The following is a 13,808-nucleotide window of genomic DNA, read 5'->3' as shown; positions in this document are numbered from 1 at the left end:
GCTCCGTTAACGGCCGGGAAATACGAAGGAACCGAGCCTGTCACGTGGTGTTGACAGGCTCGGTCCTCCGCACCACCAGCACAGGAGCCGGGTAGCGATGTCCGTGAAGAACACCACGCACGAACCAGAGCACGGCCCGCTCGCGGGCTTCACCGTCGGCGTCACCGCCGCCCGGCGCGCCGACGAGCTGGGCACGCTGCTGACGCGGCGGGGCGCGGCGGTCCTGCACGCCCCCGCCCTGCGGATCGTGCCGCTCGCCGACGACAGCGAACTCCTCACCCTCACCGAACAGCTCGTCGACCACGCGCCCGACGTGGTGATCGCCACCACGGCCATCGGCTTCCGCGGCTGGGTGGAGGCGGCGGACGGCTGGGGCCTGGGCGAGGCCCTCCTGTCCCGCCTCCAGGGCGTCGAGCTCCTCGCCCGCGGCCCCAAGGTGAAGGGCGCCATCCGCGCCGCCGGCCTCACCGAGGAGTGGTCGCCCACCTCCGAGTCCATGGCCGAGGTACTCGACCGCCTCCTCGCCGAAGGCGTGGAGGGCCGCCGCATCGCGATCCAGCTGCACGGCGAACCGCTGCCCGGCTTCGTCGAGGCGCTGCGGGCCGGGGGCGCGGAAGTCGTCGGCGTACCGGTCTACCGCTGGATGCCGCCCGAGGACATCACACCGCTCGACCGCCTCATCGACGCCACGGTGGGCCACGGCGTGGACGCCCTGGCCTTCACCAGCGCCCCCGCCGTCGCTTCCCTCCTCTCCCGGGCCGAGGAACGCGGCATGCTCCCCGACCTCCTGGCGGCCCTCGGCCACGACGTGCTGTCGGCCTGCGTGGGCCCGGTGACAGCCCTCCCCCTCCAGGCGCACGGCATCGGCACGGTGCAGCCCGAGCGCTTCCGCCTCGGCCCCCTGGTCCAGCTGCTCTGCCGTGAACTCCCGAACCGCGCCAGCACCCTGCCGGTCGCGGGTCGCGGCGTCGAGATCCGCGGGCACGCCGTCGTGGTCGACGGCGAGCTGCGCCCCGTGCCGCCCGCGGGCATGTCCCTGCTGCGGGCGCTGGCCCGCCGCCCGGGCTGGGTCGTCTCCCGGGCGGACCTCCTCCGGGCGCTGCCGGGTTCCGGCCGCGACGAACACGCCGTGGAAACGGCGATGGCCCGCCTGCGCACCTCCCTCGGCGCACCCAACCTCATCCAGACGGTGGTCAAGCGCGGCTACCGCCTGGCGCTGGACCCGGCGGCGGACACGAAGTACGCGGACGTGTAACGCCCGCCGCCCACGGGACGCCCTCGCCCCCCGCGTCGCCTCCGCGCCGGCGGGAGGGGGCGCCCCGTGGGCGCTCCCCGCAGGGTGTCGAACGCGCCCCCCGAAGGAATCCCCGTACCCGAAGGTTCGGCACCCGGGGAGACCCCCGGCGCGCCACCGCCCCCGAAGCCCCGCACCCCGCGCGACCCCGCTCCCGGCCGCGTCTACCGTACGACCATGAGCCCCGCCCCCGCCCCCCGCCTCCTCGCCGACGGCACCGTCCTCCGCCCCGCCACCCCCGACGACGCCCGTCCCCTCGCCGAGGCCCTGGCCCGCAGCCGCGCGTCCATGCGTCCCTGGGAGCCGGACCGCCCGGACGCCTTCTACACCCCCGAGGGCCAGGCCGACCGCCTGACCGCGCAACTGGCGGAGGGGCGCACCGTGCCGTGGATCCTCACCGAGGGCGCGGCCGTCATCGGCGGCCTCACCCTCTCCAACCTCGTCCTCGGCCCCTTCCGCAGCGCCAGCCTCGGCTACTGGACCGACGTCACCCGCACCGGCCGCGGCCTCGCCACCGCAGCCGTCGCCGAAGTCTGCCGCGCGGCCCGCGACGACCTCGGCCTGCACCGCGTCGAGGCCGGCACCCTCCTCACCAACGCCGCATCGCAACGCGTCCTGGCCAAGAACGGCTTCGAGGAGATCGGCATCGCCCCCCACTACCTCCACATCGACGGCGAGTGGCGCGACCACAGGCTCTTCCAGCGGATCCTGCACCGGTAGGAGGGGTTCCGGCCGACCGCGTCCCCGGGCACTCTGGGTGGGATCCCACCGGTGACCCCGAGGCGGTGACAGACGCATGGCGACGGACACGGGCACCTGCGGATCGCGGTTCGTTTCCGGCCGGGTCTGCCTGGACCTGGTGGCGACAGGCCCGGACCCCACCGAGCGGCTGAGCCACCCGCGGTGCCTCCGGGAGTGGCTGGTGGGCACACGGCTCGTACCCCACGACACGCCCCTGGACGCTGTGGACGACGCGTGGCTCCACGACTTCACCGAAGTACGCGCCCACATCGGCGCATTGACCCGTGCGGAGCTGGAGGGCCGCCCCGCCCCCCACGCCCTCGACCGCGTCAACACCCTGGCCGCCGCCCCGCCCCCCGCCGTCAGGGCCGTCCGCACCCCGGACGGCGCCTGGGCCAGGACGCTCGTCGGCGGCGCCCCCGGACGCGCGGCCCTGCTCGCCGCCGTCGCCCGCGACACGGTGGACCTGCTGACCGACCCCGTGGCCCGCGCCCGCCTGCGCGAGTGCGAGGGCGACAACTGCCGCCGCCTGTACCTGGACACGTCCAGGGGCCGCCGCAGGCGCTGGTGCTCCAGCGAGATGTGCGGCAACCGGGAACGGGTCGCCCGGCACCGGCGCCGGGTCCTGGCGGCGGCGCGCGCCGAAAGTTTCCCCGGATCGCGTTGAGTCGATCGCCGCACGCCTGCGTAGTGAGGGGGGAGGGAGCCACACAGGGTCTCGACCGGGAGGTTCGGGTGCGCGAGGATGCGGCCGTGGCCGATAGCCGTCAGCACAGGGCTCGACATCGCAGCGACCGCCCACGCGCCCAAAGGCCGGGCCCCGAAGAGGAGTTGATGCGAGCGCTCTACCACGAACACGCCGGGCCGCTGCTCGCCTACGTACTGCGCCTCGTCGCCGGCGACCGCCAGCGCGCCGAGGACGTCGTGCAGGAGACGCTCATCCGCGCCTGGAAGAACGCCGGCCGGCTCAACCGGGCCACCGGCTCCGTCCGCCCCTGGCTGGTGACGGTCGCGCGCCGCATCGTCATCGACAACCACCGCAGCCGGCAGGCCCGGCCGCAGGAGGTCGATCCGTCGCCGCTGGAGGTCATGCCCGCGGAGGACCAGATCGACAAGGCGCTGTGGCTGATGACGCTCTCCGACGCGCTCGACGACCTGACCCCCGCCCACCGGGAAGCGCTGGTCGAGACGTACTTCAGAGGGCGTACGGTCAACGAGGCGGCCGAAGTGCTGGGCATACCCAGCGGGACCGTCAGGTCCCGGGTCTTCTACGCACTGCGCTCGATGAAGCTCGCGCTGGAGGAACGAGGGGTGACGGTATGACGACGTACGACCGGCACTCCGGGCACGACGCCGTCGGCGCCTACGTGCTCGGCATCCTGGACGACGCGGACGCCACCGCCTTCGAGGCCCACCTGGCCGGCTGCGACCACTGCGCCGCCCAGCTCGACGACTTCGCGGGCCTGGAGCCGATGATGGCGGCCCTGGCCGAATCCCCGGGCCCGCCGCCGCGGTCGACCGAGCCCGGCCCCCAGCTCCTCGGCCGGCTGACCCACGAGGTCACGGCGGGCCGCGCGCGGAGCCGCCGCCGCGGGCTCTACCTGGTCGCGGCCGCCGCGGTACTGGCCGTCGGCGGCCCCGCGGTCACCCTCCTGGCCACCTCGGACGGCGACGGCAGGGACGGCAGGGGAGGCCCGGCCGGCAACGTCGCGGGAGGGGTCCACCCCACCGGCCCGGCCGAGGACGCCTTCTTCCACCACATGGAGGAGAAGGTCGCCGCGACCGATGCCACGACCAAGGTCAGCGCGGCCGTCGGCCTGGAGAGGAAGGGCTGGGGCACCCACACCGTCCTGGAACTCAAGAACGTCAAGGGCCCGCTGAAGTGCAGTCTGATCGCCGTCTCGAAGGACGGCGCGGAAGAAACGGTCACGACCTGGGCCGTCCCCGCGTGGGGCTACGGCATCCCGGACAGCACCCACAAGGCGGCGAAGAACCCGCTGTACGTCCACGGCGGCGCGGCGATGAGCCGCGGCGAGATCGACCACTTCGAGGTCCGGACCCTCGACGGAAAGCGCCTGGTCGAGGTCGAAGCCTGACAGACCAGTGCAATTCCCCGATCCTGGCAGGTGCGGTCGCGGCCCCCCGTCGCGTACGGTTGACGGCTGCCCGCAGCACGTCAGAAGGGGGCCTCGGTGGCCGCGCAGGATGCCGCTGTCGATTCCGTGAATTCCGTGTCCGACTCCTTCGTCCAGGAGTCGGCGCGGACACGTGAGATCGGTGTGGAACAGGATCATCTGGATCAGGTGTACCGCCGTCTGGAGGAGAAGATCCACGAGGCGGAATTCCTCATGAACGACGCCGCCCAGCGCGGCCAGGTCGGCACGCCCGGCGCGCTCGCCGAGCGCGACGCGCAGGTCTTCCGCGCCGGAATCCACCTCAACCGGCTCAACAACGAGTTCGAGGACTTCCTCTTCGGACGCATCGACCTGCTCCTGGGCAGGGACGGCGAGAAGGGCCCGGACGGCGCGTACACCTCGGTGGAGCCGGCCGAGGACGCGGTACGCCCCGACCTCACCGCGGAGATCGCCGAGACCCTGCACATCGGGCGCATCGGCGTACTCGACTCCGACTACTCCCCGCTGGTCATCGACTGGCGCGCCCCGGCCGCCGCGCCGTTCTACCGCTCCACGCCCAAGGAGCCGGGCCGCGTCGTACGCCGCCGGGTCATCCGCTCCAAGGGCCGCAAGGTGCTCGGCGTCGAGGACGACCTGATGCGCCCGGAGCTGACCGCCGCCCTCGACGGCGCCCCGCTGCCCGTCATCGGCGACGGCGCCCTGATGGCGGCGCTCGGGCAGGCCCGCAGCCACACCATGCGCGACATCGTGTCGTCCATCCAGGCCGAGCAGGACATGGTCATCCGCGCCCCCGCCGCCTCCGTCACGGAGGTCTCCGGCGGCCCCGGCACCGGCAAGACCGCCGTGGCCCTGCACCGCGCCGCGTACCTGCTCTACCAGGACCGGCGGCGGTACGCGGGCGGCATCCTCGTCGTGTCCCCCACGCCCCTGCTCGTCGCGTACACCGAGGGCGTCCTGCCCTCCCTCGGCGAGGAGGGCCAGGTCGCGATCCGCGCGGTGGGCTCGCTGGTCGACGGCGCGGAGGCGTCGACGTACGACGAACCGAACATCGCCCGCATCAAGGGCTCCTCCCGCATGTTCAAGGTGTTGCGCCACGCGGCGCGCGGCGCCCTGGACGCGCCGCCCGCCCCGGCGGCCCCCGCCGAGGACGGCCAGCTGTCCTTCGGCGAGGAGGAGGAGAGCGCACCCGGCGGGACCAGGGTCCCCACCCGCCTGCGCGTGGTCGCCTTCGGCCAGCGCGTGGAGCTGGACGCCGAGGACCTCAAGCGCATCCGCCACAACGTCCTCAGCGGCACCGCCCCCGTCAACCTGCTGCGCCCCCGCGCCCGCAAGCTCCTCCTGGACGCGCTCTGGTCGAAGTCCAGCGGCCGCGGCCGGTACACGGACCAGGAGCTGATCGCCGAGCTCCGCTCCGGCTTCGACGAGGACGTCTCCACCGAGACCGACTTCATCGCGTTCCTCGACGCCTGGTGGCCCGAGCTCACCCCGCGCCGGGTGCTCGCAGCCATGGCCGACGACAAGCGCCTGGGCCGCTGGGCCCGCCGTGTGCTGAACCCGCGCGAGACCCGCCAGCTGGCCCGCTCCCTGCGCCGCCTGGACGCGGACGGCAACGGCCCGCTGTCCGTGCACGACGTGGCGCTCCTCGACGAGCTCCAGACCCTGCTCGGTGCCCCGGTCCGCCCCCGGCGCAAGCGCGAGTACGACCCGCTGGACCAGCTCAGCGGCCTGGAGGAGCTGATGCCGCGGCGCGAGGAGACGCAGTGGGAGCGGGCCGAGCGGCTCGCGCAGGAGCGCACGGAGTACGCGCACGTCATCGTCGACGAGGCCCAGGACCTCACGCCCATGCAGTGGCGGATGGTCGGCCGCCGCGGGCGGCACGCCACCTGGACGATCGTCGGCGACGCGGCGCAGTCCTCCTGGACCGACCCGGACGAGGCGGCCGCGGCCCGCGACGAGGCCCTCGGCGCCCGCCCGCGCCGCCGCTTCACGCTCACCGTGAACTACCGCAACCCGGCGGAGATCGCCGCCCTCGCGGCCAGGGTCCTTCAGCGCGCCATGCCCGGAATGGAGTCGCCCGCCGCGGTCCGCTCCACGGGCGTGGAGCCGCGCTTCGCCGTCGTACGGGACGACGACCTCGCCCGGACCACCCGGGAGGAGGCGCAGCGCCTCCTGGACCGCGTGGACGGCACCGTCGGCGTCGTCGTCGCGATGCACCGGCGCGCGCAGGCCCGCACGTGGCTCGCGCCGCTCGGCGAGCGCGTGGTGGCGCTCGGCAGCCTGGAGGCGAAGGGGCTGGAGTACGACGCGACGGTCGTCGTGGCGCCGACCGAGATCGCGGAGGAGTCCCCGGCGGGCCTGCGGGTGCTGTACGTGGCGCTGACGCGTGCGACGCAGCAGCTCACGGTCGTGTCCGGGGAGCGCGACAAGCCCGGTCCGGACGGGGTTCCCGCACTGCTGGGGGAGTGAACCGAAGTCAACACGCGACAGGGGAGTCGCTTGCCGGGGTGGTTTGTTAGCCTGGGGGTGGCACCGGCTCGATCCAAGCCCCCGGGCCCAACCTTAGTCGCTACGAGCGACCACTTGCCGCGAGGCGAGCATGGCGGGCCGGTGTCACTGAATACGTAGTAGATACATACAAAGAAGAGGTCCGTGGTGCCCCCGGGTACCACGGACCTCTTCTGTTTCACCTGCGGTTCTCGTATGGTGGAAAACACTTTCCGAAAACAAAATGACCGCATTACCTGCTACCCGTAGGTAGGTGCGACCATCGGAAGGCGTTGCCGGGGCATCAGCCGCGGCCGCGTAGCAATGAAGCCAGGAAAAGCAGAGGAAGTCGGTCATGGCAACGGCGCCCAGCGTCTCGTACTCGATGACGGTCCGGCTGGAGGTCCCCGCGAGCGGGACCGCGGTCAGCCAGCTCACCACGGCCGTGGAGTCCTCCGGCGGGTCGGTGACCGGTCTCGACGTGACCGCCTCCGGCCACGAGAAGCTGCAGATCGACGTCACGATCGCGGCCACCTCGACCGCGCACGCCGACGAGATCGTCGAGGGACTGCGCGAGATCGAGGGCGTGGTGCTGGGCAAGGTCTCCGACCGTACGTTCCTGATGCACCTCGGCGGCAAGATCGAGATGGCGTCCAAGCACCCCATCCGCAACCGTGACGACCTCTCGATGATCTACACCCCGGGCGTCGCGCGCGTCTGCATGGCGATCGCCGAGAACCCCGAGGACGCCCGCCGCCTCACCATCAAGCGCAACTCCGTCGCCGTGGTGACGGACGGCTCCGCGGTGCTCGGCCTCGGCAACATCGGCCCGATGGCCGCGCTGCCGGTCATGGAGGGCAAGGCCGCCCTCTTCAAGCGCTTCGCGGGCATCGACGCCTGGCCGATCTGCCTGGACACCCAGGACACCGACGAGATCGTCGCGATCGTCAAGGCCATCGCCCCGGGCTTCGCGGGCATCAACCTCGAGGACATCTCCGCGCCCCGCTGTTTCGAGATCGAGGCGCGGCTGCGCGAGGCCCTCGACATCCCCGTCTTCCACGACGACCAGCACGGCACGGCCATCGTGGTGCTCGCCTCGCTGACCAACGCGCTGCGCGTGGTCGGCAAGTCGATCGGCGACGTACGGGTCGTCATGTCCGGCGCGGGCGCGGCCGGTACGGCGATCCTCAAGCTCCTGATCGCCGCGGGCGTCAAGCACGCGGTCGTCGCGGACATCCACGGCGTGGTGCACGCGGCCCGCGAGGACCTCGTCGACGCCGCCCCGGAGTCGGCGCTGCGCTGGATCGCCGACAACACCAACCCGGAGGGCGTCACCGGCACCCTCAAGGAGGCCGTGGCCGGCGCGGACGTCTTCATCGGCGTCTCGGCCCCCAACGTCCTGAACGGCGACGACGTCGCGGCGATGGCGGACGGCGCGATCGTGTTCGCGCTCGCGAATCCCGACCCGGAGGTCGAGCCGGCGATCGCCCGTCAGACGGCCGCCGTCGTGGCCACGGGACGCTCGGACTTCCCGAACCAGATCAACAACGTGCTGGTCTTCCCCGGCGTCTTCCGCGGCCTCCTGGACGCCCACTCGCGGACCGTCAACACGGAGATGATGCTGGCCGCGGCCGCCGCCCTCGCGGACGTCGTCACCGAGGACGAGCTCAACGTGAACTACATCATCCCGTCCGTCTTCAACGACAAGGTCGCGGGCGCGGTCGCGGGCGCCGTCCGTACGGCCGCGAAGGCCGCGGGATCCGCTGTGACGGGTTCCACGTCCGCCTGACCCCTCCGGGCCCCCGGGCCCTTCCCGGCGGGATCCGCCCGGCGCGTCGCGGGTCGCGGGCTCCGAGGGACCCCTCTAGGGTGGCGGGCAATGAACCCGCAGGGTCCCGCGGGGCCTGCGGTCCGCTTCCGGCAGCGGACGGAGCGTCACCAAGACGAGGCCGTGGCGCTTTTCGTGTGACTCCGGAGGGTGCCGGATTGGCTTTCCCGCCGCTGGTGGGGGCAGGATGCGTATTTGGGCGCGAGGGTCTGACGACAGACCCGGGTCCGGGGACTGTCCGAGGGCCCTGGCAGCATCGGCTTCGATCTCACGCCTTACAGGCAAGAAGAACACGGGAGTAACAACATGAACCGCAGTGAGCTGGTGGCCGCCCTGGCCGACCGCGCCGACGTGACCCGCAAGGACGCCGACGCCGTGCTGGCCGCTCTTGCCGAGACCGTCGGTGAGATCGTCGCCAAGGGCGACGAGAAGGTCACCATCCCCGGCTTCCTGACCTTCGAGCGCACCCACCGTGCCGCTCGCACCGCTCGTAACCCGCAGACCGGCGACCCGATCCAGATCCCGGCCGGCTACAGCGTGAAGGTCTCCGCGGGCTCCAAGCTCAAGGAAGCCGCCAAGGGCAAGTAAGACCCAAGGCAGACCCCGAAGGGGGCGGTCGTCCGGAACGTGCCGGGCGGCCGCCCCCTTCGGCGTACCCGCTCAGGTGTGCTGGTGCACAGGAGCGCCGCTGCGGCCCTCCCGGCGGTTCCGGCGGAGAGGAGGGCCCTCCGGGGCCCGGCGGGGCGCCGTGTCCCCGCAGAAGCCCGGCCACGGTCCCCAGCCGCCGGCGCCGGCGTCGGCCGGGGCACCGGCCGGGGCGCGGAATGGGGCCGGGAGGCCGGAGGTGAGGTATTTCCGGCACATTCCGGACGCATTCCCGATCCGGAGGTTTACACGCGGGGAAAGTGGTGAGGAACGGCTTCGCCGACACCGTGACCCCCGTGACCCAGGAGCAGACCGTGCGCGCATCGAACCCGGCCCGACCGAGCCGTTCCCTCCTGCTGGTGGGCGCCGCGCTCCTGACGGCGACGCTCGCCGCCAGTATCGGATCGGCCCCGGGCTCGGCCGGCGCGGACGGCCGGGCGTCGAAGGGCACCTCGGTCTCCGCCGGACAGGACTGAGCACGGCCGAAGGGGCGGCCATCCGGATGATCCGGATGGCCGCCCCTTCGGCGTGACGCAAACTCTCGGCAAAACCTGAGGCGAAACCTCAGACGAGCGCGCCGCCCGGCAGCTCGACCTTCGCGCCGAGCTCCACCAGCTTGTCCATGAAGTTCTCGTAGCCGCGGTTGATCAGGTCGATGCCGTGGACCCGGGACGTGCCCTGGGCCGCGAGGGCCGCGATCAGGTACGAGAAGCCGCCGCGCAGGTCGGGGATGACCAGATCCGCGCCCTGGAGCTTCGTCGGGCCGCTGACGACCGCCGAGTGCAGGAAGTTGCGCTGGCCGAAGCGGCAGTCGGAGCCGCCCAGGCACTCGCGGTAGAGCTGGATGTGCGCGCCCATCTGGTTCAGCGCGGAGGTGAAGCCCAGGCGCGACTCGTACACCGTCTCGTGGACGATGGACAGGCCCGACGCCTGCGTCAGGGCGACGACCAGCGGCTGCTGCCAGTCGGTCTGGAAACCGGGGTGTACGTCGGTCTCCAGGGCGATCGCGTTGAGCGGGCCGCCCGGGTGCCAGAAGCGGATGCCCTCGTCGTCGATCTCGAAGGCGCCGCCGACCCGGCGGTAGGTGTTGAGGAAGGTCATCATCGAGCGCTGGTGGGCGCCGCGCACGTAGATGTTGCCCTCGGTGGCGAGCGCCGCCGACGCCCAGGAGGCCGCCTCCAGGCGGTCCGGGAGCGCGCGGTGGTTGTAGCCGCCGAGCGAGTCGACACCGGTGATCCGGATGGTCCGGTCGGTGTCCATGGAGATGATCGCGCCCATTTTCTGCAGGACGCAGATGAGGTCCTCGATCTCCGGCTCCACGGCGGCGTTCGACAGCTCGGTGACGCCCTCGGCCAGCACGGCCGTCAGCAGCACCTGCTCCGTCGAGCCGACCGACGGGTACGGCAGCCGGATCTTGCAGCCGCGCAGCCGCTGCGGGGCCTCCAGGTACTGGCCGTCGGCGCGCTTCTCGATCGTCGCGCCGAACTGGCGGAGCACCTCGAAGTGGAAGTCGATCGGCCGGCCGCCGATGTCGCAGCCGCCCAGGCCCGGGATGAAGGCGTGGCCGAGCCGGTGCAGCAGCGGGCCGCAGAACAGGATCGGGATGCGCGAGGATCCCGCGTGCGCGTCGATGTCGGCGACGTTGGCGGACTCGACGTGGGACGGGTCGAGGATCAGCTCGCCCGGTTCCTCGCCGGGGCGGACCGTCACGCCGTGCAGCTGGAGCAGTCCGCGTACGACACGCACGTCACGGATGTCGGGCACGTTGCGCAGTCGGCTCGGGCCGCTGCCGAGGAGCGCGGCGACCATCGCCTTCGGCACCAGGTTCTTCGCGCCGCGGACGCGGATCTCGCCCTCGAGCGGGGTGCCGCCGTGGACGAGCAGTACATCTTCAGTGCCGGTCATGGATCTCGCGTTCCGGTGTGGTCGGACAGGTGGCCAGAGAAAAGAGTAAGGGGCGACTACCCCTGTGCCATAAGGCCAAGCGGGCTTCGCGGGTGTCATGAATCAGACACAACACGCTCCGCACAGCGGCCTCTGCGGAGGGTGACGTTCCGCCGGTGCGCGCCCCCGCTGCCGCAGTACGCCCTGAGCTGCGCACGCGTGCGCAGTGCCGTCCGCTCCCCCCGGAGGGCCGATGTGCGGGATCATGTCTGCCATGACGGAGGTGTCCTCTCTCACAGGGCGGCTGCTGGTGGCCAGCCCGGCCCTGGCGGACCCGAATTTCGACCGCGCGGTGGTGCTCCTGCTCGACCACGACGAGGAGGGCTCGCTCGGCGTGGTCCTCAACCGCCCGACGCCGGTGGGCGTCGGCGACATCCTGCTGCCCTGGGCGCCCCTGGCGGGCGATCCGGGCGTCGTCTTCCAGGGCGGCCCGGTCTCCCTGGACTCCGCGCTCGGCGTCGCGGTGGTCCCCGGCGACGAGAGCCTCTCCCCGGGGTCCCGGCTGCGCTCGGGCAGGGGGGACCCCATCGGCTGGCGGCGGGTGCACGGCGCGATCGGCCTGGTCGACCTGGAGGCCCCGCCGGAACTCCTCGCGGCGGCGCTCGGCTCGCTGCGCATCTTCGCCGGTTACTCGGGGTGGGGCCCCGGGCAACTGGAGGAGGAGCTGAAGACCGGGGCCTGGTACGTCGTGGAGTCGGAGCCCGGCGACGTGTCGTCGCCGGAGCCGGAGGGCCTGTGGCGGGCCGTACTGCGCAGGCAGCGCAGCAGGCTCGCGATGATCGCGACGTACCCGGACGACCCCTCGCTCAACTGACCCGGCGCCGGGACGCGCGCCGCGTCCGGCGGACGGCCGAAGCTCCCGGGAATCCGCGTGCGTGGGTACCCTTGGACGTCATGAGCACTCTTGAGCCCGAGCCCGAGCGCGGGGCAGGTACGGGGACCCTCGTCGAGCCGACGCCGCAGACCTCGCGCGGCGACGGAGACCACGAGCGGTACGCCCACTACGTCCAGAAGGACAAGATCATGGCGAGCGCACTCGACGGTACGCCCGTCGTGGCGCTCTGCGGCAAGGTCTGGGTCCCGGGCCGTGACCCGAAGAAGTATCCGGTCTGCCCCATGTGCAAGGAGATCTTCGAGGACCTCGGCGCGGGCGGCGGCAAGGACAAGGGCGGCAAGGACAACAGCGGAAAGAAGTAGTACGCGGCAGCGGTAAGCGGGAACAGGGGGACGGCCCCCGCGGCGCGCATCGGCGCGCCGCGGGGGCCGTCCGCGTTGCACGGAGTGCTCGCGCCGGTCACAAGGTGGTGGAGACGGCGCCCAAGTGGTTCAGACCTCTTGTCGGCCCTGTGGGGCTCCCTTTAGCCTCCTGCCTGTTGTGCAGTGCGAAACCGACGTTGCGCATGTTGCAATGCCGACTCACAGGAGTCCCGGATGAAGCTCTCTGCCCGAATCGCCGTGCCGGCAGCCGCACTCGTGCTGGCCGGCCTGACCGCCACCGCCTGCGCCCCGCAGACCTCCGACAACAGCGCGAAGAAGGACGAGAAGAGCGGCACCCTGCGTGTCTGGCTCTTCCAGGAGGTCGGCAACGCGCCCAAGCAGAAGGTCGTCGACCGCGCCGTCGACGCCTTCCGCGCGCGGCACGAGGGCGCCGAGGTCGAGATCGAGTACATACCGGTCGAGACCCGCGCCCAGAAGATCAAGGCCGCCTTCAACGACCCCAAGAGCGCCCCCGACCTCATCGAGTACGGCAACACCGACACCGCCGGCTACGTCAAGGACGGCGGACTCGCCGACGTCACCGAGGAGTTCGGCGCCTGGGCCGACGCCGAGGACATCGACCCGGCCGCCAGGCAGTCGGTGACGGTCGGCGGAAAGGTCTACGGCGCCCCGCTCTTCGTCGGCGTACGCGCCCTGTACTACCGCACCGACGTCTTCGAGGAGCTGGGACTGGAGCCGCCGAAGTCGCAGGCCGAGCTCGCCGCCACCGCGAAGAAGATCCGCAGGGCGAAACCGGCCATGTACGGGCTCGCGGTCGGCGGTGCGTACACGTACGGCGCGATGCCCTTCATCTGGGCCAACGGCGGCGAACTCGCCGAGGAGAGCGGCGGAACGTACACCTCCGCCATCGACGGCCCCGCGGCCCGCAAGGGCATCAAGGCGTACACCTCGCTCTTCGGCCCCGACAACTGCCCGGCCGCCAAGTGCGCCGAGATGGGCGGCAACGACACCGTCACCGCCTTCGCGTCCGGCAGGGCCGGCATGGCGATCGGCGGCGACTTCAGCCACGCCGCCGTCGAGGCCGGCACGGTGAAGGGCAAGTACGCGGTGGTGCCGCTGCCCGGTGTGAAGGCGGGCGAGATCGCCCCGGCGTTCGCGGGCGGAAACAACCTCGGCGTACTGAAGAGCAGTTCGCACCGCACGCTCGCCGTCGACCTGATGAAGCAGCTGGCCGGCAAGAAGACGCAGGGCGAGCTCTTCGACGCGATGGGCTTCCTGCCGACGTACACCGACGTGCGCGAGACGGCGGCCAGGAAGGAGCCGTTCGTCGAGCCCTTCATCGAGACGCTCGAGGCGGGCGCCAAGGCGGCCCCGGCCTCGCCGGGCTGGGCGCAGATCGACTCCTCACTCGTCCTGCCGACGATGTTCCAGGAGGTCGTCAGCGGCCGCAAGGACGTGGTGGCGGCCTCCGGCGACGCGGCGAAGAAGATGAACGACGCGTTCGGCGCGGCGCGTTGAG

The 13,808-nt window shown here is 72.2% G+C and carries 13 protein-coding genes; 12 read left to right on the top strand and 1 reads right to left on the bottom strand.

Annotation, left to right across the window (positions count from 1 at the left end; genetic code table 11):
* The first annotated feature begins 97 nt into the window (after positions 1 to 97).
* The 9 genes from ABD374_RS24600 to ABD374_RS24560 all read left to right on the top strand — a co-directional run bounded on the left by ABD374_RS24600 (position 98) and on the right by ABD374_RS24560 (position 9,603).
* Positions 98 to 1,255: a uroporphyrinogen-III synthase gene (locus tag ABD374_RS24600; protein WP_344497753.1), complete on the top strand. Its 1,158-nt coding sequence runs from the start codon at positions 98 to 100 to the stop codon at positions 1,253 to 1,255.
* Between the two features lie 216 nt (positions 1,256 to 1,471).
* A complete protein-coding gene (locus ABD374_RS24595; RefSeq protein ID WP_344497752.1) occupies positions 1,472 to 2,014 on the top strand; it encodes a GNAT family N-acetyltransferase in 543 nt (180 codons plus the stop codon).
* A 76-nt stretch (positions 2,015 to 2,090) separates the two neighbouring features.
* Positions 2,091 to 2,702, top strand: coding sequence for a CGNR zinc finger domain-containing protein (locus ABD374_RS24590; protein ID WP_344497751.1), 612 nt, complete (start codon positions 2,091 to 2,093; stop codon positions 2,700 to 2,702).
* Positions 2,703 to 2,770: 68 nt separating this feature from the next.
* Positions 2,771 to 3,358 carry a sigma-70 family RNA polymerase sigma factor gene (locus tag ABD374_RS24585; protein ID WP_344497750.1) on the top strand — a complete coding sequence of 196 codons (588 nt, stop codon included), beginning with the start codon at positions 2,771 to 2,773 and terminating at the stop codon, positions 3,356 to 3,358.
* A complete protein-coding gene (locus tag ABD374_RS24580) occupies positions 3,355 to 4,131 on the top strand; it encodes an anti-sigma factor family protein (protein WP_344497749.1) in 777 nt (258 codons plus the stop codon). The genes ABD374_RS24585 and ABD374_RS24580 overlap by 4 nt, the downstream gene beginning before the upstream one ends.
* A 96-nt stretch (positions 4,132 to 4,227) precedes the next feature.
* Complete coding sequence (locus tag ABD374_RS24575; protein ID WP_425577332.1) at positions 4,228 to 6,636, top strand: HelD family protein; 2,409 nt, start codon at positions 4,228 to 4,230, stop codon at positions 6,634 to 6,636.
* Between the two features lie 373 nt (positions 6,637 to 7,009).
* Positions 7,010 to 8,443, top strand: a complete 1,434-nt coding sequence (locus ABD374_RS24570; RefSeq protein ID WP_344497748.1) for an NAD-dependent malic enzyme — start codon at positions 7,010 to 7,012, stop codon at positions 8,441 to 8,443.
* Positions 8,444 to 8,788: 345 nt separating this feature from the next.
* Positions 8,789 to 9,070: an HU family DNA-binding protein gene (locus ABD374_RS24565; protein ID WP_028815325.1), complete on the top strand. Its 282-nt coding sequence runs from the start codon at positions 8,789 to 8,791 to the stop codon at positions 9,068 to 9,070.
* Between the two features lie 353 nt (positions 9,071 to 9,423).
* Positions 9,424 to 9,603 (top strand): hypothetical protein, encoded by a 180-nt coding sequence (locus tag ABD374_RS24560; RefSeq protein ID WP_344497747.1) that lies wholly within the window; start codon positions 9,424 to 9,426, stop codon positions 9,601 to 9,603.
* An 88-nt stretch (positions 9,604 to 9,691) separates the two neighbouring features.
* On the opposite strand, the gene murA is transcribed toward ABD374_RS24560, so the two are convergent.
* The gene (gene murA, locus ABD374_RS24555; protein ID WP_344497746.1) at positions 9,692 to 11,032 is read right to left on the bottom strand and encodes a UDP-N-acetylglucosamine 1-carboxyvinyltransferase; all 1,341 of its coding nucleotides are present in this window, start codon (positions 11,030 to 11,032) and stop codon (positions 9,692 to 9,694) included.
* Positions 11,033 to 11,285: 253 nt separating this feature from the next.
* Between murA and ABD374_RS24550 the strand changes: the two genes are divergently transcribed.
* From ABD374_RS24550 to ABD374_RS24540, 3 genes are all read left to right on the top strand, one after another.
* Entirely contained in the window at positions 11,286 to 11,885 is a 600-nt protein-coding gene (locus ABD374_RS24550; protein WP_344497745.1) for a YqgE/AlgH family protein, read from the top strand.
* Positions 11,886 to 11,965: 80 nt separating this feature from the next.
* Entirely contained in the window at positions 11,966 to 12,268 is a 303-nt protein-coding gene (locus tag ABD374_RS24545; protein WP_093800630.1) for a DUF3039 domain-containing protein, read from the top strand.
* Positions 12,269 to 12,502: 234 nt separating this feature from the next.
* Positions 12,503 to 13,807: an extracellular solute-binding protein gene (locus tag ABD374_RS24540; protein WP_344497744.1), complete on the top strand. Its 1,305-nt coding sequence runs from the start codon at positions 12,503 to 12,505 to the stop codon at positions 13,805 to 13,807.
* Position 13,808 lies beyond the last annotated feature (1 nt).

This window comes from Streptomyces enissocaesilis, assembly GCF_039533765.1.
Lineage (GTDB): Bacteria > Actinomycetota > Actinomycetes > Streptomycetales > Streptomycetaceae > Streptomyces > Streptomyces enissocaesilis.
The sequence above is the reverse complement of the archived record's forward strand: the minus strand, read 5'-3'. Positions and strand labels throughout refer to the sequence as shown.

What these genes read in the sequence shown, in the direction of transcription:
- ABD374_RS24600 (WP_344497753.1), top strand. Translation starts at nt 98, where the DNA reads ATGTCCGTGAAGAACACCACGCACGAACCAGAGCACGGCCCGCTCGCG.
- ABD374_RS24595 (WP_344497752.1), top strand. Translation starts at nt 1,472, where the DNA reads ATGAGCCCCGCCCCCGCCCCCCGCCTCCTCGCCGACGGCACCGTCCTC.
- ABD374_RS24590 (WP_344497751.1), top strand. Translation starts at nt 2,091, where the DNA reads ATGGCGACGGACACGGGCACCTGCGGATCGCGGTTCGTTTCCGGCCGG.
- ABD374_RS24580 (WP_344497749.1), top strand. Translation starts at nt 3,355, where the DNA reads ATGACGACGTACGACCGGCACTCCGGGCACGACGCCGTCGGCGCCTAC.
- ABD374_RS24570 (WP_344497748.1), top strand. Translation starts at nt 7,010, where the DNA reads ATGGCAACGGCGCCCAGCGTCTCGTACTCGATGACGGTCCGGCTGGAG.
- ABD374_RS24565 (WP_028815325.1), top strand. Translation starts at nt 8,789, where the DNA reads ATGAACCGCAGTGAGCTGGTGGCCGCCCTGGCCGACCGCGCCGACGTG.
- murA (WP_344497746.1), bottom strand. Translation starts at nt 11,032, where the DNA reads ATGACCGGCACTGAAGATGTACTGCTCGTCCACGGCGGCACCCCGCTC.
- ABD374_RS24550 (WP_344497745.1), top strand. Translation starts at nt 11,286, where the DNA reads ATGACGGAGGTGTCCTCTCTCACAGGGCGGCTGCTGGTGGCCAGCCCG.
- ABD374_RS24545 (WP_093800630.1), top strand. Translation starts at nt 11,966, where the DNA reads ATGAGCACTCTTGAGCCCGAGCCCGAGCGCGGGGCAGGTACGGGGACC.
- ABD374_RS24540 (WP_344497744.1), top strand. Translation starts at nt 12,503, where the DNA reads ATGAAGCTCTCTGCCCGAATCGCCGTGCCGGCAGCCGCACTCGTGCTG.